Below are 17,121 nucleotides of genomic sequence, written 5' to 3' on the forward strand. Positions count from 1 at the left end.
GACCGCCGAAACCCGCGCCTACGCCCAGAGCTGGCCCTCGAGCCGGTCCTCGGCCTCGTCGACGGTGCCCTCGTAGGCGCCGGTGGACAGGTACTTCCAGCCGCCGTCGGCGACCACGAACGCGATGTCGGCGCTCTCGCCGGCCTTGACCGCCTTGGCGGCCTGGCCCAGCGCCGCGTGCAGGATCGCGCCGGTGGAGATGCCCGCGAAGATGCCTTCGAGCTCGAGCAGCTCGCGCACCCGGCGGACGGCGTCGCGGGGGCCGACCGAGAAGCGGGAGTCGATGAGCGAGGCGTCGTACAGCTCGGGCACGAAGCCCTCGTCGAGGTTGCGCAGGCCGTAGACCAGCTCGCCGTACCGCGGCTCGGCGGCGACGATCCGCACGTCGGGCTTGTGCGCCCGGAAGAACCGGCTGACGCCCATCAGCGTGCCGGTGGTGCCCAGCCCGGCGACGAAGTGCGTGATCGACGGGAGGTCGGCGAGCAGCTCGGGGCCGGTGCCCTCCTCGTGCGCGAGGGCGTTGGCGGCGTTGCCGTACTGGTAGAGCATCACCCAGTCGGGGTGCTCGGCGGCCACCTTCTTCGCGACGCGGACCGCCTCGTTGGAGCCGCCGGCCGCGGGCGAGGAGACGATCTCCGCGCCCCACATCCGCAGCAGCTGGCGGCGCTCCTCGGAGGTGTTCTCCGGCATCACGCAGACGATCCGGTAGCCCTTGAGCTTCGCGGCCATCGCCAGCGAGATGCCGGTGTTGCCGGACGTCGGCTCGAGGATCGTGCAGCCGGGACGCAGCGTGCCGTCCTTCTCGGCCTCCTCGATCATCTTCAGGGCCGGACGGTCCTTGATCGAGCCGGTCGGGTTGCGGTCCTCGAGCTTGGCCCAGAGCCGGACGTCGCCGCCCGGCCCCGAGAGCTGGGCCGAGAGTCGGGGCAGCCCCACCAGCGGCGTGTTGCCGACGGAGGCGAGGAGGTTGTCGTACCGGGTCATGCCTACCGGGCGCCGCCGGCCACGGCCGGGAGGACGACGACCTGGTCGCCGTCGCTGAGCTCGGCCTCGAGGCCGCCGAGGAACCGGACGTCCTCGTCGTTGATGTAGACGTTGACGAAGCGGCGCAGGTCGCCGTCCTCGATCAGCCGCTCCTTGAGGCCGGGGTGGTTGGCCTCCAGGTCGTCGATCAGCGCGCTCAGGCTCGCGCCGTCGGCGGTGACGGCCTTCTCGCCCCCGGTGTAGGTGCGCAGGATGGTCGGGATCCGGACCTCGATGGCCATGGGGTGTGACTCCTCAGTCTCTGGCGGGCAGCTCGTCGACCACGGTGACCTCTTCCTCGGTCACCTCGCCGTCGACGATCCTGTACGACCTGAACTCCACGGGGCCCTCGTTATTCCCCGCCTCGCGTGTGCTCACCAGCACGTAGTGGGCGTTCGGCTCCATCGCCAGGCCGATGTCGGTCCGGCTCGGGTACGCCTCGGTCGCGGTGTGCGAGTGGTAGATCACCACCGGCTCCTCGTCGTTGGCGTCCATCTCCTTGTAGAGGTGGAGCAGGTCCGTGGAGTCGAACTCGTAGAACGTCGGGCTGCCGGCGGCGTTGACCATCTCCACGAACCGCTCCGGCCGGTCGGTACCCGCCGGGCCCGCAACGATGCCGCACGCCTCGTCCGGGTGGTCCCGCTTCGCGTGGGCGACGATGGCGTCGTACGTCGCGCGGTCGATGGTGAGCACGTCTCCAGCCTACGAGGGCGGTGGGGTGAACCTCGCCGCGGTCTCATCGGCGAGCGCCGCCTCGATGCGCGCCAGCGTCGACGGCGTCATCGCGGGCAGCCCGTCGACCGGCCACCAGCGGACGTCGACGTTCTCGTCGTCGTTCACCCGCGCCTCACCGCCGGCCCAGGTGCAGGCGAAGGTGAGGTCGAGGTACGACGACCGGTCGCCGTTGCTGTAGACCACGTCCGGGACGACGGTCACCGCGGCCAGCCGGTCGACGGTGACCGTGACGTTCGCCTCCTCCATCGCCTCGCGGGCCGCGGCGACGGCCGGCTCCTCGCCCGGGTCGACGATCCCGGTGACCGGCGCCCACTCGCCGTCGTCGGCCCGGAGGGTGAGCAGGATCTCGTCGCCGCGCCGGATCACCGCGGTCACGCCCGGGAGCCAGAGCAGGCGGGTGCCGACCAGGGCGCGCAGCTCGGCCACGAACGGCGGGATCGGCATCAGCAGCCCATCACGAGCTCAGCGCCCCGACCAGGGTCTCCTGGAGGTAGCCGACCCACTCGTAGATGTCGTGCGCCTGGGCGCGCGGGTCGTCGTCGGGCAGCGAGGCCCAGTAGGCCTCGTCGCCCTCCTCGACCTCGAGCCGGGTCGCCAGCGCCAGGCGCAGGTCGGTGAACGACCGCATCCACGCCTCCGCGGTCGCCTCGTCGAGCTCGACGTCGATCATCAGGCCGTCCTCGGTGAGCTCGGGCGGCAGTCCGGCCTCCTCGAGCCCCTCGATGATCGAGATCGCCGCGGCCGCCTTGCCGTCGCGCAGCGCGCCCTCGGTGAACCGCCGGAACTCGGAGGCGGCCTCCTCGTCGTTGGGGTACGCCGTCGGGAACAGCCGGGCGAGCACCGGGTCCTCGGGCTCCTGGGTCGGCCCGGAGAAGTCCATCATCGCCTCGAACGGGTCCGCGTCGTCGCGGGGCACCGCGGCCTCGTTGCGCAGCAGCTCGACCAGCTGGCCCGCGAGCGAGCGCAGCAGGTCGGCCTCGAAGCCGGTGAAGTTCGCGATGATCAGCTTGCTGCGCCGGTGTCGGTGGAAGGCGCTCATCTCTGGCAGCTCAACTCAATCCTGCTTGTCCATCGTCGCCCAGAGACCGTACTCGTGCATCGCCTGCACGTCCCGCTCCATCTCCTCGCGGGTGCCGTGGCTGACCACGGACTTGCCGTCCTCGTGGACCTCCATCATCAGCTTCTCCGCCTTGCTCTTCGGGTAGCCGAAGTACTTCTGGAAGACGAAGGTGACGTAGGACATCAGGTTGACCGGATCGTTCCAGACGATGGTCACCCACGGCTTGGCCGTCTGGACGGTCTCATCGGTGGTGGTGGTCGGCTCGACCTCGACGGGCGCGGTCACCCACCCATATTTGCACAGTCATGTTGGCACACTGATCTTCGTGCCCCCCGTTTCTCGCACCACCGCGCTGCTCACCGACCACTACGAGCTGACGATGCTCCAGGCAGCGCTCCGGTCGGGTACGGCGCACCGCCGCTCGGTGTTCGAGCTGTTCCCCCGGCGGCTCCCCGAGGGCCGGCGGTACGGCGTGGTCGCGGGCGTCGGCCGGGCGCTCGACGCGATCGAGTCGTTCACGTTCGACGCCGCCACGCTGGAGGTGCTCACCGACGTGGTGGACGAGCCGACGCGCGACTGGCTGGCGTCGTTCCGCTTCGGCGGCGACGTGTGGGGCTACGCCGAGGGCGAGGCCTACTTCCCGTACTCGCCGCTGCTGATCGTCGAGTCGACGTTCGCCGAGGCCGTGCTGCTGGAGACCGTGCTGCTGTCGATCTACAACCACGACTCGGCGATCGCGTCGGCCGCGTCGCGGATGACGCTGGTCGCCGGCGACCGGCCGTGCATCGAGATGGGCTCGCGGCGCACCCACGAGGAGGCGGCGGTCGCGGCGGCGCGGGCGGCGTACGTGGCCGGCTTCGCGACGTCGTCGAACCTCGCGGCCCGGCAGCGGTACGGCGTCCCGACCGCGGGGACCAGCGCGCACTCGTTCACGCTGCTGCACGACAGCGAGGCCGACGCGTTCCGCGCCCAGGTCCTCTCGCTCGGGACGGAGACGACGTTGCTGGTCGACACGTACGACGTCGAGGCCGCGGTCCGGGCCGGCGTGGAGATCGCCGGCGTCGCGCTCGGCGCCGTACGCCTGGACTCCGGCGACCTGGCCGTGCAGGCGTTCCGGGTGCGGGAGCTGCTGGACTCCCTGGGCGCGACCTCGACCCGGATCATCGTCACCAGCGACCTCGACGAGTACGCGATCGCGGCGCTGGCGGCCGCACCGGTGGACGGGTACGGCGTGGGCACCCAGCTGGTGACCGGGAGCGGGCACCCGACCTGCGGCTTCGTCTACAAGCTGGTCGCGCGCGAGTCCGACGACGGCGCGATGGTGTCGGTGGCGAAGAAGAGCGTGGACAAGATCTCGGTCGGCGGCCGGAAGTACGCGCTGCGGCGCCGGTCGCCGGCGGGGGTCGCCGAGGCCGAGGTGATCGGCATCGGGGCGCCGCCGGAGGACGACGGCGACGACCGGCCGCTGCTGGTGCCGCTGGTCCGGTCGGGCGAGATCGTCGGGCGCGAGTCGCTCGAGGCGGCCCGCGACCGGCACCGGGCCGCGCGGGACGAGCTGCCGGTCGCGATCCAGCAGATGTCCCGGGGCGAGCCCGTGATCCCGACCGTTACTGTCGGGGCATGACGCGCGCGTTGATCGTGACCGACGTCCAGAACGACTTCTGCGAGGGCGGGTCGCTCCCGGTCGAGGGCGGCGCCGCGGTGGCCGCCGACATCGGGACCCTGCTGCGGGCCTGGGTCGCCCAGGGGCCGGGCGCGCCGTCGTACTCGCACGTGGTGGCGACCAAGGACCACCACGTGGCGCCGGGCGAGCACTGGTCGTCCTCCCCCGACTACGCGAGCTCGTGGCCGGTGCACTGCGAGGTCGGCACCGACGGGGAGGCCTTCCACCCGAACCTGGACCCGCAGCCGTTCGACGCGATCTTCCTCAAGGGCGAGCACGCGGCGGCGTACTCCGGGTTCGAGGGCCGGTCGGTGGACGGCGTGGCCCTGGTCGACTGGCTGCGCGCGCACGAGATCGACGCGGTGGACGTCTGCGGGATCGCGACCGACTACTGCGTGCGGGCGACGGCGCTGGACGCGGTCGCGGCGGGGTTCCCCACCCGGCTGCTGCAATCGCTGTGCGCCGGGGTCGACCCCGAGACCTCGGCCGCCGCCGTGTCCGAGATGGCGGCCGCCGGTGTCGTCCTTGCCTGACCTGCTGACGTCGGTCGCGGACGGCGTCCTCACGCTGACGTTCAACCGGCCGGACCTCTTCAACGCGATGTCGGACGAGATGTCGTCGGCGTTCGCCGCCGAGGTGGAGTCGGTGTCAGCGCGGGACGACGTCCGGGCCGTGGTCGTGACCGGCGCGGGCGGCGCGTTCAGCGCGGGCGCCGACATCTCCGGCGAGGACGCCCACCTGCGCTTCGACGTCCGCGCCCTGGACCGCGCGAACCGGATGGTGCGCGCCGTCGTCTCCTGCCCGGTGCCGGTGCTCGCGGCCGTGAACGGTGTCGCCGCGGGCGTCGGCTGCTCGGTCGCCCTCGCCGCGGACCTGGTGGTGGCGTCGTCGTCCGCGTCGTTCCTGCTGGCGTTCTCCCGGATCGGGCTGATGCCGGACGGCGGGTCGTCGCTGCTGGTGGCGGCCTCGATCGGCCGGGCCCGGGCGCTGCGGATGGCGCTGCTGGCCGAGCCGCTGACGGCCACCGCGGCGTACGACGCCGGGCTGGTCTCGCACGTGGTCGACGACGCGTCGTTCGACGAGACCGTCGCCACGCTCGCGGCCCGCCTCGCCGCCGGCCCTCCCCTGGCGTTCGCGGCCACCAAGAAGGCGATCAACGCCGCCACCCTGGGCCCGCTCGAGGACGCCCTGGAGCGGGAGCGCACCGGCCAGACGGTCCTGCTGCGCACCGCCGACGTCGCCGAGGGCATGCGCGCCTTCACCGAGCGGCGGCGGCCGGTCTTCCGCGGCGAGTGACGCCGATCAGCATGTAACGCGGTGTTAGGGGCGCTCTGAACCCGCTGCAACGGGATCACAGTGGCCGTAACACCGCGTTACAGCCCGGCAATCAGTGCCGCGGACGGCGGATGACGTACGGCGCGAGGTCGTCGATCGAGGTGCCGAATCGCGTGTTGGTGTCGGTGATCTCGCGGTGCAGGCGGTCCTGGGTCGCCTGCCAGGTGTCCTCCTGGAGGTCGGCCCAGACCACACGGGACATGCCAAGCTTGAAGCCACAGAGCCAGTCCTGGCGGCGTTTCTCCTCCCACACGACCTCCTCCGGCGTGCGGTCGGCGTAGCCGCCGAGCGTCTGGCGCAGGTACTTGACCCATCCGTCGCACTCGACCAGATGACGACCGATCCGGAAGTCGACCCAGGCGTACCGACCACCCTCCTGGATGCCGAACTGCGGCTGGATGAACCCGAGGCCGAGCTGGGTGAGCATCAGGAGCGTGAGGTCCTCGGCGGGGCTCTCGCAGCGCGGGTCTGCCACTTCGACCGCGAGTCGCGGGCGAGTGACGTAGGGCCAGTTGCGCATGGGCGCAACGGCCGCGCGCAGGGCAGACCGCGGCACCCCCATCCGCAACGCGGAGCCGGCTGCCACGACGCCGTTCCGAACCCCGTGCTCGCGGCCGATGTCGGCGACGGTCCGTGGGATGTCGAGCACCGGATGGCCGTCGATGAAGACGATCTGCTCGTCCAGGACCGGCGCCTTGTGGTGCTTGATCCCGTGGCGGGTGCGGCCTCCCAGTGCCCCGATCCGGGTGACGTGGACCAGCCGCGGTCGCGCTTCGAGGATCGGGAGTCGGTGGAGGTACGCCGAGCTGTCATGGCTGACGAAGTGTGGCGTCCGAGTGGTCAGGGTCGCCGCCCACACCTCCAGCTGCGGACGACCGACGTACGGGTCGAGGGACTCCCAGTGTGCCCGGGTCGTGTAGACGCCGCGGCGGACGGCCACCCACTCCCCCGACCGAACCAGGCCGTCGACCTCGTGGGTGGTCATCCCGCCGGCGACGGCCTGCCGCCGCAGGATCAACCCGTGCTGCCGGGGCATGTAGTACGCGAACGGAGGCTGCTTCATCCCACGAGGGTGCGCGCTCGCCGCAGGGCTTCGCCGGGCGCGACCCGGGGCGGTGGACACACGCGCTCGAGCGGCCTGCTGTGGACGTCTCCTGGTCCCGGAGCAGCTGTAACGCGGGGTTGTCCCAACTGAGATCCCGTTGCAGCGGGTTCCTAGTCGGGCTAACCCCGCGTTACATGCGAGGGGCGGTCAGCACCACTTCTCCGCCAGCGCCCGGATGACCGTGAGGTTGCGGTTGGTGGCGACGCCGAGGAGCCGCTCGACGACCGCGTTGGTCAGCTTCGCCTCGTGATAGTTCGAGCCGAGCAGCAGGTGCACGGCGCGGCCGCCGACCCGGGCGACCTCCTCCGCGGACGACCGCTCGTGGATCGCGGCGATCTGCGCCTCCGTCGGTGTCTTCTTGAGCAGTGAGACGTAGTGGCGGCCCTCGTGGCCGTCGGCGAACTTCTCGGCGTCGGCCGCGATCTCGCGCAGCTCGGCCGGGGTGAACACGATCGTCGGCACCTCGAACCCGCGGTCCGCGAGGAACGCGTCCTCGAGCGCCGCCTCGATCCGCGCGCGGGAGCGCAGCGGGGTCTCGAAGCGGACGTTGCCGGTGTTGATGTACGTCTCGACACCGCTGAAGCCGACCGCCTCGACGGCGGCCGCGATCGCGTCCTTGGGGAACTTGCGGGTCGCGCCCAGGTTGATCGCGCGGAGGAACCCGACGTACGTGGCCATGGCCACATCCTGCCGGACTGGGAATTGCATAGGTTTCCGATGCATTATGTCCCCGTGACCACCGCCGCCGAGCTCGCCAGCGACCTGGTCGTGCACGCCGCGCGGCTGGTCCGCGCCGTACGCCGGGAGCTGCACCTGCCCGCCGGCATCCGGATCCTGTCGCTCCTCGACGAGTTCGGGCCGCTGGGCATCACCCGGCTCGCCGACCTCGACCGCTCCTCGCAGCCGTCGATGTCGGGAGCCGTCACGCAGCTGGTCGACGAGGGCTGGGTCAGCAAGGCACCGAACCCCGACGACGCGCGGGCCTCGGTCGTCACGCTCACCGACGCCGGGCGCGCCGAGCTGACCCGGGTCCGGGCGGCGTTCGGCGCACGCGTCGCCGGCATCGTCGCCGACCACCCCACCATCACCGCCGAGGACCTGGGCACGGCCGTCGCCGTGCTCCGCGCCGTCCTCGGCGACACCAGCCTCCAGGAAGGAAGTTCGTGAGTTCCCTGCTCAAGCAGCCTCGGGCCGTCTGGGCGGTGGCCTTCGCCTGTGTCATCGCCTTCATGGGCATCGGCCTCGTCGACCCCATCCTCAAGGAGATCGCGGCCGACCTCGGCGCGACCGGCAGCCAGGTCTCGCTGCTGTTCAGCAGCTACATGGCGGTGATGGGCATCGCGATGCTCGTGACCGGCGTGGTGTCGAGCCGGATCGGCGCGAAGCGCACCCTGCTCTCGGGCCTGGTGCTGATCATCGTCTTCGCCGCGCTCGCCGGATCGTCCGACAGCGTCGGCGCCGTCATCGGGTTCCGCGCCGGCTGGGGCCTCGGGAACGCGCTGTTCGTCGCGACCGCGCTGGCCACGATCGTGCAGTCGTCGAAGGGTTCGGTCGCCCAGGCGGTCATCCTCTTCGAGGCGGCGCTCGGGCTCGGCATCGCGTCCGGCCCGCTGGTCGGGGGCCTGCTCGGCGAGCAGTCCTGGCGAGCGCCGTTCTTCGGCGTCTCCGCGCTGATGACGATCGCGGTCGTCGCCACCGCGTTCTTCCTCCCGACCACACCGCCCCAGGGACGCCGTACGTCGCTGGCCGACCCGTTCCGCGCCCTGCGGCACCCGGCGCTGCTGCTGCTCGCGCTGGTCGCGGTCTTCTACAACCTCGGTTTCTTCACGCTGATGGCCGCCGGCCCGTTCGCGCTGCCGACCTACGGGATCATGCAGATCGGCTGGACGTTCTTCGGGTGGGGCGTGCTGCTCGCGTTCACCTCCGTGGTCGTCGCCCCGTGGCTGCAGCGGCTGTTCGGGACGCTGCCGACGCTGACCTCCGTGCTCGCGCTGTTCGCGGTGGTGATGGGGCTGATGGCGGCGTTCGCGGAGAGCGAGACCGTCATCACCGTCGGCATCGTCACGGTCGGCGCGCTGCTCGGCATCAACAACACGCTGGTCACCGAGGCCGTCATGGGCGCCGCACCGGTCGAGCGGCCGGTCGCGTCCGCGGCGTACTCCTTCGTCCGGTTCACCGGCGGCGCCGTCGGCCCGTACGTCGCGATGAAGCTGTTCGAGCACCAGGGCGTGCACGCGCCGTTCTGGTTCGGCGCGATCGCGATCGCCGTCGGCGTGGTGATCATCGCCGCCGGTACGCCGGTCATCCGCCGCGCGCTGGACGGCGCGGCTCCCGTGCACGGCGCCGAGGAGGCGGAGGCGGAGCTGGTCGGCGACCTCGCCTGACCCGACGCCCGGCGACGCATCAACGCCCCGGCTGCCACTGGCGGCCGGGGCGTTGCTCCCTCCCAGAAGGGAGTACGTGGGGCTAGAGGTTCCCCCGAGCCTCCTGCTCGCGCTCGATCGCCTCGAACAGGGCCTTGAAGTTCCCCTTGCCGAAGCCCAGCGAGCCGTGCCGCTCGATGAACTCGTAGAACACAGTAGGCCGGTCACCCATCGGCTTGGTGAAGATCTGCAGGAGATAGCCGTCCTCGTCGCGGTCGACGAGGATCTTGCGCTTCTTCAGCTCCTCGATCGGCACCCGCACCTCGCCGATCCGGGCGCGCAGCTCGGGGTCGTCGTAGTAGGAGTCCGGGGTGTCGAGGAACTCGATGCCGTTCTCGCGCAGGATGTCGACGCTGCGCAGGATGTCGTTGGTCGCCAGCGCGATGTGCTGGCAGCCGGCGCCGTCGTAGAACTCGAGGTACTCGTCGATCTGCGACTTCCTCTTCGCGATCGCCGGCTCGTTCAGCGGGAACTTCACCCGGTGGTTGCCGCTCGCGACCACCTTCGACATCAGCGCCGAGTAGTCGGTGGCGATGTCGTCGCCGATGAACTCGGCCATGTTCGTGAAGCCGAGCACCTTGTTGTAGAACTCCACCCACTCGTCCATCCGGCCGAGCTCGACGTTGCCGACGCAGTGGTCGATGGCCTGGAAGAGCCGCTTCGGGTGGCCCTCGCGGCGGGTGACCTTGGTGGTGGCGGCGACGTAGCCGGGCAGGTACGGGCCGCCGTACCGCGACCGGTCGACGAGGGTGTGGCGGGTCTCGCCGTACGTCGCGATCGCGGCGATCCGCACCGTGCCGAACTCGTCGGACTCGTCGTGGGGCTCGACCAGGATCGTGGCGCCCATCCTCCGGGCGTGGTCGATGCACTTGTCGACGTCCGGGACCTCCATCGCGAGGTCGACGACCCCGTCGCCGTGCTTGCGGTGGTGGTCGAGCACCGGGCTGTCCGGGGTGACCCCGCCGGTGAACACGAAGCGGGCGCTGCCGGAGCGCAGCACGTAGGACTTCGAGTCCCGGCAGCCGGTCTCCGGGCCGCGGTAGGCCTCCAGCTCCATGCCGAGCGCGAGCTGGTAGAACGTCGCGGTCTGGGTGGCGTTGCCGACGACGAAGCACACCGCGTCCTGGGCGGTCACCGGGAACGGGTCGTGGGCGGCGTCGTACTCCACGAGCCCGACCAGCTCCTTGAGCTGCTCGAGGGTGAGGTCGGCCTTGAGCTCGTCAGGTGTCAACGTCATGGGCGCAGCGTGGTGGGGACCGGGCAGTCTGTGCAACAGTGAGCCGACACGCTGCGCAACTTGTCCACTGAGAGGCGGACCGATGGACGACCTGGACGGCAGATTGATCGAGCTGTTCGCCACCGACCCGCGGGTCGGCGTGCTCGAGGCGTCCCGCCGGCTCGGGGTCGCCCGCGGCACCGTGCAGGCACGCCTGGACAAGCTCGCCGCGACCGGGGTGATCACCGGCTGGGGACCCGACCTCTCCCCCGAGGCGCTGGGCTTCCCGGTGACGGCGTTCCTGACCCTGGAGATCCGCCAGGAGACCAGCCAGGGCGGGCACGACCTGGTCGGCGCGCACCTCGCCGCGATCCCCGAGGTGCTGGAGGTGCACACGATCACCGGGGCCGGCGACATGTGGGCGCGCGTGGTGGCCCGGTCAAACGCCGACCTCCAGCGCGTCATCGACGCGGTGCTCGAGCACCCGGCGATCGTCCGGTCGTCGACGGTGATCGCGCTGGCGACCCAGGTGCCCTACCGGGTGCGGCCCCTGGCCCGCGCCGCGACGACCACCACGGCATGAACACATCTTCATGTGTTGTAGAGTGCGAGCCATGGGTGTGCCCCTCTACCAGGCCAAGGCCGAGTTCTTCAGGACGCTGGGCCACCCGGCACGGATCCGCATCCTCGAGCTGCTCTCCGAGCGCGACCACGCGGTGCACGAGCTGCTCGAGCAGATCGACATCGAGCCGAGCAACCTGTCCCAGCAGCTCGCGGTCCTGCGGCGTACGTCGCTGGTGGTCTCCCTCCGGCAGGGCGGCGAGGTCATCTACTCGGTGAGCGTGCCCGAGGTGCGCGACCTCCTGCTCGCCGCCCGGCAGATTCTGGGCGGGATCGTCCACGTCGACGCCGCGCCGGCCCGGGTGTCGACCCCGACACCGCGGTGAGCGCCGCGACCCGCGCCGCAGCCCTGCTGCCGCGGCGCTCGGACTGGTCGCGCGCCGACCTGCGCCGTGACCCGCTGGCCGGCGTGATGGTCGGCCTGGTGGCGCTGCCGCTGGCGCTGGGCTTCGGTGTGAGCTCGGGCCTGGGAGCGGGCGCGGGCCTGGTGACCGCTGTCGTTGCAGGCGCGCTGGCGGCCGTGTTCGGCGGGAGCCACGTCCAGGTCAGCGGTCCCACCGGCGCGATGACGGTCGTCCTGGTGCCGATCGTGGCCGCGCACGGCGCCGACGGCGTCCTCGTGGTGGGGCTGCTTGCGGGCCTGGTCCTGGTCGGTCTCGGCTGGGCCGGCGCCGGCCGGGTCATGCGCTACGTCCCGGTGCCGGTCGTCGAAGGGTTCACGCTCGGCATCGCCGCGATCATCGGGCTCCAGCAGCTGCCGGCGGCGCTCGGCGTCGACGCACACGCCGAGCAGGTGCTGGTGCTCGCCGGGCGCGCGGTCGAGGGCTGGGTGCGCGATCCGCGGTGGGTCCCGCTCGGCCTGACGGTCGCCGTGGTCGTCACGATCTTGGGGCTCGCCCGGGTGCGGCCCACGCTGCCGGGCGCCCCTCTGGCGGTGGTGGCGGCGACGGCGGCGAACTCGCTGCTCGGGCTCGGGGCCACTCCCGTGGGCCACATCCCGAGCGGGCTGCCGGCCCCGCAGCTGCCCGGCGTACCACTCTCCGACCTCGGCACGCTGGTGCTGCCGGCGATCGCGGTCGCGGCCCTCGCGGCGCTGGAGAGCCTGCTCTCGGCCACCGTCGCCGACGGGATGACCGTCGGCGAGCGGCACGACCCCGACCGTGAGCTGATCGGGCAGGGCCTGGCCAACCTCGGCTCCCCGCTCTTCGGCGGGCTGCCCGCGACCGCGGCGATCGCGCGTACCGCGGTGAACGTGCGGTCCGGCGCGCGGTCCCGGCTGGCCGCGCTCACGCACGCGGTCGTGCTGCTGCTCGTCGTCCTGGTGGTCGCCCGCTGGGTCGGCGACATCCCGCTCGCGGCGCTGTCCGGGGTCCTCATCGCCACGGCGGTGCAGATGGTGCGCGTCTCCAGCGTGTCCGCGCTCGTGCGGTCCACGCGCGGCGACGGCGCCGTCCTGGTCGTCACCGCGGTCGCGACGCTCGCGTTCGACCTGGTCACCGCCGTCCTGCTCGGACTCCTGCTGGCCGGCTTCGTCGCCATCCGGCAGACCGCCGCGACCGCCCGGGTCGAGGAGGTGCCGCTGACCGCGGACGAGGACCACCGGTCCGAGGAGCAGGCGCTGCTCGACGACCACGTCGTGGCCTACCGGCTCGAGGGCCCGCTGTTCTTCGCCGCCGCGCACGACTTCCTGCTCGAGCTCTCCGACGTCAGCGACGTGCGCGTGGTGATCCTGCGGATGTCGCACGTCACCACGCTCGACGCGACCGGTGCGCACGTGCTCGCCGACACCGTCAGCCGGCTGGAGGGACGCGGCATCACCGTGCTGCTCTCGGGCGTGCGGCCCGCGCACGAGCGAGTGCTGCGCGAGCTCGGCGTCCACGACCGGCTCGCGCACGAGCGTCACCTGTTCGTGAGCACGCCGGAGGCGATCGCGCACGCACGCCAGCACGTGTCGCGGGTGGGCTGACCGCTAGGACGACAGCCGCGCGGCGACCTCGGCGGCCGCCCGGCGGACCCGCGGGGCGACCACGTCGACGTCGATGTCGCCGATGGTGACGATGCCGACGCTGGCCTCCAGCCCGTCCACGCCGGTCACCGGCGCGGCCAGGCCGCGGGCGCCGGGCTGGAGCTCGCCCTCGGTGACGGCGAACGGCTCCGCGCCCGGCCGCCGGCCCAGCAGGATCGCCTTGCCGGCGGCGCCCCGGGTCAGCGGGTGCCGGGAGCCGACCCGGTAGCTGACGTGGAAGTCGGTCCACGACGGCTCGACGACCGCCAGCGCCAGCGCGTCCTCGCCGTCGGCGACCGTGAGGTGCGCGGTGCAGCCGAGGCTCTCGGCCAGGTCCCGCAGCACGGGTACGGCGAGGTCGCGCAGCACCGGCTGGACGGCGGAGGCCAGGTGCAGCACCCCGAGGCCGACGTACAGCCGGCCCCGCGGGTCGCGGCGGACCAGCGCGTGCTGCTCGAGGGTGCTCACCAGCCGGTAGACCACGGTGCGGTTGACGTCGAGGGCCGCGGCGAGCTCGGTGACGGTCAGCCCCGCGGTGGACGCGGCCAGCACGTCCAGGACGCGCAGTCCGCGGTCCAGCGTCTGGGAGGTCTCGGCCGGCACCTGCCCACTGTAGGGACGATCAGGACGTCTTGCGCAGGGCCCACTCGCGGATCCGGTCGATCCGGGCGCGCAGCTGCTCGGCGGTGGCGACCGCCGCGGCCGGGCCGCCGCACTCCTTGCGCAGCGCGGCGTGGGTGATGCCGTGCGCCTGGCCGGTGCGGTGGTGCCACGCGGCGACCAGCCCGTTGAGCTCGCGGCGCAGGATCGCGAGCTGCTCGTGCGTCGAGACCTCGGCCAGCGAGTCCGCGGCCTCCTCGCTGCGGCGGCTCGCCTTCTGCTTCTTGGCCCGCTCGCTCTGCCGGGAGTGCAGCAGCTCGCGGACCTGGTCGGGCTCGAGCAGACCCGGGATGCCGAGGAAGTCCATCTCCTCCTCCGAGCCCACGTGCACCTCGCCCGAGTGGCCGAACTCGCCGCCGTCGTACAGGACCCGGTCGAAGCGGGCCTCGGAGCCGAGCGCCTCGAACGAGAACTCGAGCTCCGACGACGCCGCCTCGGTCGCGTTGGCCTGGGCGAGCAGGTCGTTCTCGGCCGCGAAGATGTCGTCCTCGTTGGTGATCGTCCGGCCGAGCACGTGGTCGCGCTCGACCTCCATCTCGGACGCGTGGCCGAGGAGCAGCGGGACCGACGGCAAGAACACCGACGCGGTCTCGCCGCGCGTCCGGGCCCGCACGAAGCGGCCGACCGCCTGGGCGAAGAACAGCGGGGTGGAGGTGGTGGTCGCGTAGACGCCGACCGCGAGCCGCGGGACGTCGACGCCCTCGGACACCATCCGCACCGCGACCATCCAGCGCGTGTCGTTCGCGCTGAACTCGCTGATCCGCTTCGACGCGAGCTTCTCGTCGGAGAGCACCACGGTCGCGGACTCGCCGGTGATGCCCTTGAGCAGCTTGGCGTAGGCCCGCGCGGAGTCCTGGTCGGTGGCGATCACCAGCCCCCCGGCGTCCGGCACGTGCCGGCGTACCTCCGACAGCCGCTTGTCCGCGGCCGCGAGCACCGCGGGCATCCACGAACCCTTCGGGTCCAGCGCGGTGCGCAGCGCCTGGTTCGTCATGTCCTTGGTGAGCGGTTCGCCGAGCCGGGCCGCGATCTCGTCGCCGGCGCGGGTGCGCCACTGCATCTCGCCGGAGTACGCCAGGAAAAGCACCGGGCGCACCACGTGGTCGGCCAGCGCGTGGGCGTACCCGTAGGTGAAGTCGGCGACCGACCGCGGGATCCCGTCGTCGCCGGGCGCGTAGGTCACGAACGGGATCGGGTTCACGTCGGAGCGGAACGGCGTGCCGGTCAGCGCCAGCCGCCGGGTCGCGGGCTCGAACGCCTCGCGGACGCCCTCGCCCCACGACAGCGCGTCACCGGCGTGGTGCACCTCGTCGAGGATGACCAGCGTCTTGAACCGCTCGGTGCGGATCCGCATCGCCAGCGGGTTCACGGCGACCCCGGCGTACGTGACCGCGATGCCGACGTAGTCCTGGGAGGTCTTGCCCTTGCCGGCGGCGTACGTCGGGTCGATCGGCATGCCCGCCCGGGCGGCGGCCTCGGCCCACTGGAGCTTGAGGTGCTCGGTGGGCGCCACGATCGTGACCCGGTCGACGATCCGGCGGCCGAGCAGCTCGGCGGCGACCGACAGCGCGAACGTCGTCTTGCCGGCGCCCGGCGTCGCGACCGCGAGGAAGTCCCGCGGGTGGGTCTCGAAGTACTGCTTCATCGCGGCCGACTGCCACGCGCGCAGGGAGGGCGCCGTCCCCCACGCGGCACGCTCCGGCCACGCCGGAGTCAGTGCGTTGGGCTGCGGGTCGGCTTCGGGCCGGCCCGTCACTCGCCGGAACCCGCGTCGTCCTTGAGGGACTCCCAGACTTCCTTGCACTCCGGGCAGACCGGGAACTTCTCCGGCGCGCGGCTGGGCACCCAGACCTTGCCGCAGAGGGCGACGACGGGGGTGCCCATCACCATCGCCTCGGTGAGCTTCTCCTTCTCCACGTAGTGCGAGAAGCGCTCGTGGTCACCCTCGTCGGTCGGGACGGTACGTCGGTCCTCGCGGACGTCCGTGTCTGTCGAGAAGCCGATGGTGGTCACGGGGCCAAGGGTACGTCACCGCGGCTCAGTTCAAGTCGGGGTCGAAGGGGCGTGTGGAGTGCCACGCCATCTCACCCGGCTGCCGGCGCAGCACGTCGCGCCAGAGGTCGGTGGGGTCGTCGCGGAACACGTCGGGCGGCAGCGCGGGCACGACGTACCAGCTGCCCTCCTCGATCTCGCCCGCGAGCTGGTCGGCGCCCCAGCCGGCGTACCCGGCGAAGATGCGCAGCCCGTCCAGGCTGCCCTCGAGCAGCTCGATCGGGGTGTCGAGGTCGACCAGGCCGAGCCGGCCCTCGACCGCACGGAACCCCACCGGCACGTCGTCCTCGGCGCGCAGCGTGGCGACCGCGAGCGCGCCCTGGGTGCTGACCGGCCCGCCCTGGAACAGCACGTCCGGGTCGGCGACCACGTCGCCCCACCCCTCCAGGACCTCGCCCACCCGGACGCCGGACGGGCGGTTGAGCACCACCCCGAGGGCGCCCTGGTCGTCGACGTCGAGAAGGAGCACGACCGTGTCGGCGAAGTTCGGGTCGAGCAGCGCGGGCGTGGCCACCAGCAGCATCCCGGCGCGCGCCTCCGTCATGCCTCCATGATCACTCGGGACCGGCGCCCGGACCAGCGCATGCGGCAGCCCCGGCCCGGCGCTCGGGGGGAGGGACGCGGGCCGGGGCCGGGGCTGCCGGGTCGGGTCAGGCGGCCGCGAGGACCGCCTTGAGCCGGCCGAGCAGCGAGGGCTGGTCGGCGCGGCGGGAGGTGGGGACGTGCACCGGGCGGTACGTCGCCCGCGCGCGGCTCTCGATGGCCGCGCCGACGCGCACCGCGGCGGCGTCGGGAGCGCTGACCCGCCCGGCCATCATGGCCAGCAGGATCCGCTCCTTGTGGGACGACTTGCGCATCGCGTCGGCCATCGCGGCGTCGGCGGGCTCCGCCCGGTAGTGGTCGACGATCGCCAGGACGCCGGGGAGCTCGTCGGCGACCGCGTGCCACGCGGCGACGACGGCGTCCTCGAGCTCCATCGGCTGCCGCATCAGCTCGCGCTCGATGCGGCCGGCGAGGCGGGTGTGCCAGCGCAGCTGCAGGGCGCCGAGCAGCGTGAGCTCGTCGCCGAACGTGTCGGCGACCCCTTCGACGTCCATCGGCAGCCGGCCGTCACGCCGCTGGTTCGCCACGGTGATCACCTCGCGGAGGATCTCTCCGCGGGAGTGGAAGGACTTCCAGGTCATGGGTTTCTCCTTCGGGGGACCGACTTACATACCGTAAGT

At 72.3% G+C, this 17,121-nt stretch carries 22 protein-coding genes; 8 read left to right on the top strand and 14 right to left on the bottom strand.

The features are described 5' to 3' along the window. Nucleotides 1-18: 18 nt before the first annotated feature. From ABD086_RS05530 to clpS, 6 genes are read right to left on the bottom strand one after another with little or no spacing between them, the layout of a single operon-like run. Nucleotides 19-984, bottom strand: a complete 966-nt coding sequence (locus tag ABD086_RS05530) for a PLP-dependent cysteine synthase family protein (RefSeq protein ID WP_343906377.1) — start codon at nucleotides 982-984, stop codon at nucleotides 19-21. Between the two features lie 2 nt (nucleotides 985-986). Beyond that, nucleotides 987-1,265 (bottom strand): MoaD family protein, encoded by a 279-nt coding sequence (locus ABD086_RS05535; protein ID WP_343906378.1) that lies wholly within the window; start codon nucleotides 1,263-1,265, stop codon nucleotides 987-989. A 13-nt stretch (nucleotides 1,266-1,278) separates the two neighbouring features. Next, a complete protein-coding gene (locus ABD086_RS05540; RefSeq protein ID WP_343906379.1) occupies nucleotides 1,279-1,716 on the bottom strand; it encodes a M67 family metallopeptidase in 438 nt (145 codons plus the stop codon). Nucleotides 1,717-1,725: 9 nt separating this feature from the next. Then, entirely contained in the window at nucleotides 1,726-2,202 is a 477-nt protein-coding gene (locus ABD086_RS05545) for an NUDIX hydrolase (protein ID WP_343906380.1), read from the bottom strand. Between the two features lie 10 nt (nucleotides 2,203-2,212). Continuing rightward, a complete protein-coding gene (locus ABD086_RS05550) occupies nucleotides 2,213-2,797 on the bottom strand; it encodes a DUF2017 domain-containing protein (protein WP_343906382.1) in 585 nt (194 codons plus the stop codon). A 15-nt stretch (nucleotides 2,798-2,812) separates the two neighbouring features. Further along, nucleotides 2,813-3,103, bottom strand: a complete 291-nt coding sequence (gene clpS / locus ABD086_RS05555) for an ATP-dependent Clp protease adapter ClpS (RefSeq protein ID WP_343906384.1) — start codon at nucleotides 3,101-3,103, stop codon at nucleotides 2,813-2,815. 40 nt (nucleotides 3,104-3,143) lie between these two features. On the opposite strand from clpS, the gene ABD086_RS05560 reads away from it, so the two are divergent. From ABD086_RS05560 to ABD086_RS05570, 3 genes are read left to right on the top strand one after another with little or no spacing between them, the layout of a single operon-like run. Then, nucleotides 3,144-4,442 (top strand): nicotinate phosphoribosyltransferase, encoded by a 1,299-nt coding sequence (locus ABD086_RS05560; protein WP_343906386.1) that lies wholly within the window; start codon nucleotides 3,144-3,146, stop codon nucleotides 4,440-4,442. Next, nucleotides 4,439-5,014 carry an isochorismatase family protein gene (locus ABD086_RS05565; RefSeq protein WP_343906387.1) on the top strand — a complete coding sequence of 192 codons (576 nt, stop codon included), beginning with the start codon at nucleotides 4,439-4,441 and terminating at the stop codon, nucleotides 5,012-5,014. The genes ABD086_RS05560 and ABD086_RS05565 overlap by 4 nt, the downstream gene beginning before the upstream one ends. Continuing rightward, nucleotides 4,998-5,777: an enoyl-CoA hydratase gene (locus ABD086_RS05570; protein WP_425571541.1), complete on the top strand. Its 780-nt coding sequence runs from the start codon at nucleotides 4,998-5,000 to the stop codon at nucleotides 5,775-5,777. The genes ABD086_RS05565 and ABD086_RS05570 overlap by 17 nt, the downstream gene beginning before the upstream one ends. 91 nt (nucleotides 5,778-5,868) lie before the next feature. On the opposite strand, the gene ABD086_RS05575 is transcribed toward ABD086_RS05570, so the two are convergent. Beyond that, a complete protein-coding gene (locus ABD086_RS05575) occupies nucleotides 5,869-6,879 on the bottom strand; it encodes a type IV toxin-antitoxin system AbiEi family antitoxin domain-containing protein (protein WP_343906391.1) in 1,011 nt (336 codons plus the stop codon). A gap of 189 nt (nucleotides 6,880-7,068) precedes the next feature. Next, a complete protein-coding gene (locus ABD086_RS05580; protein WP_343906393.1) occupies nucleotides 7,069-7,599 on the bottom strand; it encodes a DUF1697 domain-containing protein in 531 nt (176 codons plus the stop codon). 54 nt (nucleotides 7,600-7,653) lie between these two features. On the opposite strand from ABD086_RS05580, the gene ABD086_RS05585 reads away from it, so the two are divergent. Both ABD086_RS05585 and ABD086_RS05590 read left to right on the top strand, forming a co-directional pair. Beyond that, nucleotides 7,654-8,088 carry a MarR family winged helix-turn-helix transcriptional regulator gene (locus tag ABD086_RS05585; RefSeq protein WP_343906395.1) on the top strand — a complete coding sequence of 145 codons (435 nt, stop codon included), beginning with the start codon at nucleotides 7,654-7,656 and terminating at the stop codon, nucleotides 8,086-8,088. Then, nucleotides 8,085-9,305, top strand: coding sequence for an MFS transporter (locus tag ABD086_RS05590; RefSeq protein WP_343906397.1), 1,221 nt, complete (start codon nucleotides 8,085-8,087; stop codon nucleotides 9,303-9,305). Before ABD086_RS05585 ends, ABD086_RS05590 begins: the two co-directional genes overlap by 4 nt. 82 nt (nucleotides 9,306-9,387) lie before the next feature. On the opposite strand, the gene hppD is transcribed toward ABD086_RS05590, so the two are convergent. Next, complete coding sequence (hppD, locus tag ABD086_RS05595) at nucleotides 9,388-10,581, bottom strand: 4-hydroxyphenylpyruvate dioxygenase (protein WP_343906399.1); 1,194 nt, start codon at nucleotides 10,579-10,581, stop codon at nucleotides 9,388-9,390. Nucleotides 10,582-10,663: 82 nt separating this feature from the next. Between hppD and ABD086_RS05600 the strand changes: the two genes are divergently transcribed. Genes ABD086_RS05600 through ABD086_RS05610 form a run of 3 tightly spaced genes read left to right on the top strand, consistent with a single transcriptional unit; the run spans nucleotide 10,664 to nucleotide 13,147 of the window. Then, the gene (locus tag ABD086_RS05600; RefSeq protein ID WP_343906400.1) at nucleotides 10,664-11,143 is read left to right on the top strand and encodes an Lrp/AsnC family transcriptional regulator; all 480 of its coding nucleotides are present in this window, start codon (nucleotides 10,664-10,666) and stop codon (nucleotides 11,141-11,143) included. A 31-nt stretch (nucleotides 11,144-11,174) separates the two neighbouring features. Then, nucleotides 11,175-11,507 carry an ArsR/SmtB family transcription factor gene (locus ABD086_RS05605; protein WP_343906402.1) on the top strand — a complete coding sequence of 111 codons (333 nt, stop codon included), beginning with the start codon at nucleotides 11,175-11,177 and terminating at the stop codon, nucleotides 11,505-11,507. Further along, nucleotides 11,504-13,147: a SulP family inorganic anion transporter gene (locus ABD086_RS05610; RefSeq protein ID WP_343906404.1), complete on the top strand. Its 1,644-nt coding sequence runs from the start codon at nucleotides 11,504-11,506 to the stop codon at nucleotides 13,145-13,147. The genes ABD086_RS05605 and ABD086_RS05610 overlap by 4 nt, the downstream gene beginning before the upstream one ends. A gap of 3 nt (nucleotides 13,148-13,150) precedes the next feature. Here ABD086_RS05610 and ABD086_RS05615 read toward each other — a convergent pair whose 3' ends face one another. The 5 genes from ABD086_RS05615 to ABD086_RS05635 form a co-directional block, all read right to left on the bottom strand. Next, on the bottom strand, nucleotides 13,151-13,789 hold the full coding sequence (locus tag ABD086_RS05615; protein WP_343906406.1) for an IclR family transcriptional regulator: 639 nt from the start codon (nucleotides 13,787-13,789) through the stop codon (nucleotides 13,151-13,153). Nucleotides 13,790-13,808: 19 nt separating this feature from the next. After that, complete coding sequence (locus ABD086_RS05620) at nucleotides 13,809-15,602, bottom strand: DEAD/DEAH box helicase (RefSeq protein ID WP_425571543.1); 1,794 nt, start codon at nucleotides 15,600-15,602, stop codon at nucleotides 13,809-13,811. Next, nucleotides 15,599-15,850 carry a DUF3039 domain-containing protein gene (locus ABD086_RS05625; protein ID WP_343906456.1) on the bottom strand — a complete coding sequence of 84 codons (252 nt, stop codon included), beginning with the start codon at nucleotides 15,848-15,850 and terminating at the stop codon, nucleotides 15,599-15,601. Before ABD086_RS05625 ends, ABD086_RS05620 begins: the two co-directional genes overlap by 4 nt. 34 nt (nucleotides 15,851-15,884) lie before the next feature. Next, the gene (locus ABD086_RS05630; protein WP_343906407.1) at nucleotides 15,885-16,442 is read right to left on the bottom strand and encodes a YqgE/AlgH family protein; all 558 of its coding nucleotides are present in this window, start codon (nucleotides 16,440-16,442) and stop codon (nucleotides 15,885-15,887) included. A gap of 106 nt (nucleotides 16,443-16,548) precedes the next feature. Continuing rightward, entirely contained in the window at nucleotides 16,549-17,082 is a 534-nt protein-coding gene (locus ABD086_RS05635; protein ID WP_343906409.1) for a hypothetical protein, read from the bottom strand. Between the last annotated feature and the right edge of the window lie 39 nt (nucleotides 17,083-17,121).

Source organism: Nocardioides aquiterrae, assembly GCF_039526625.1.
Lineage (GTDB): Bacteria > Actinomycetota > Actinomycetes > Propionibacteriales > Nocardioidaceae > Nocardioides > Nocardioides aquiterrae.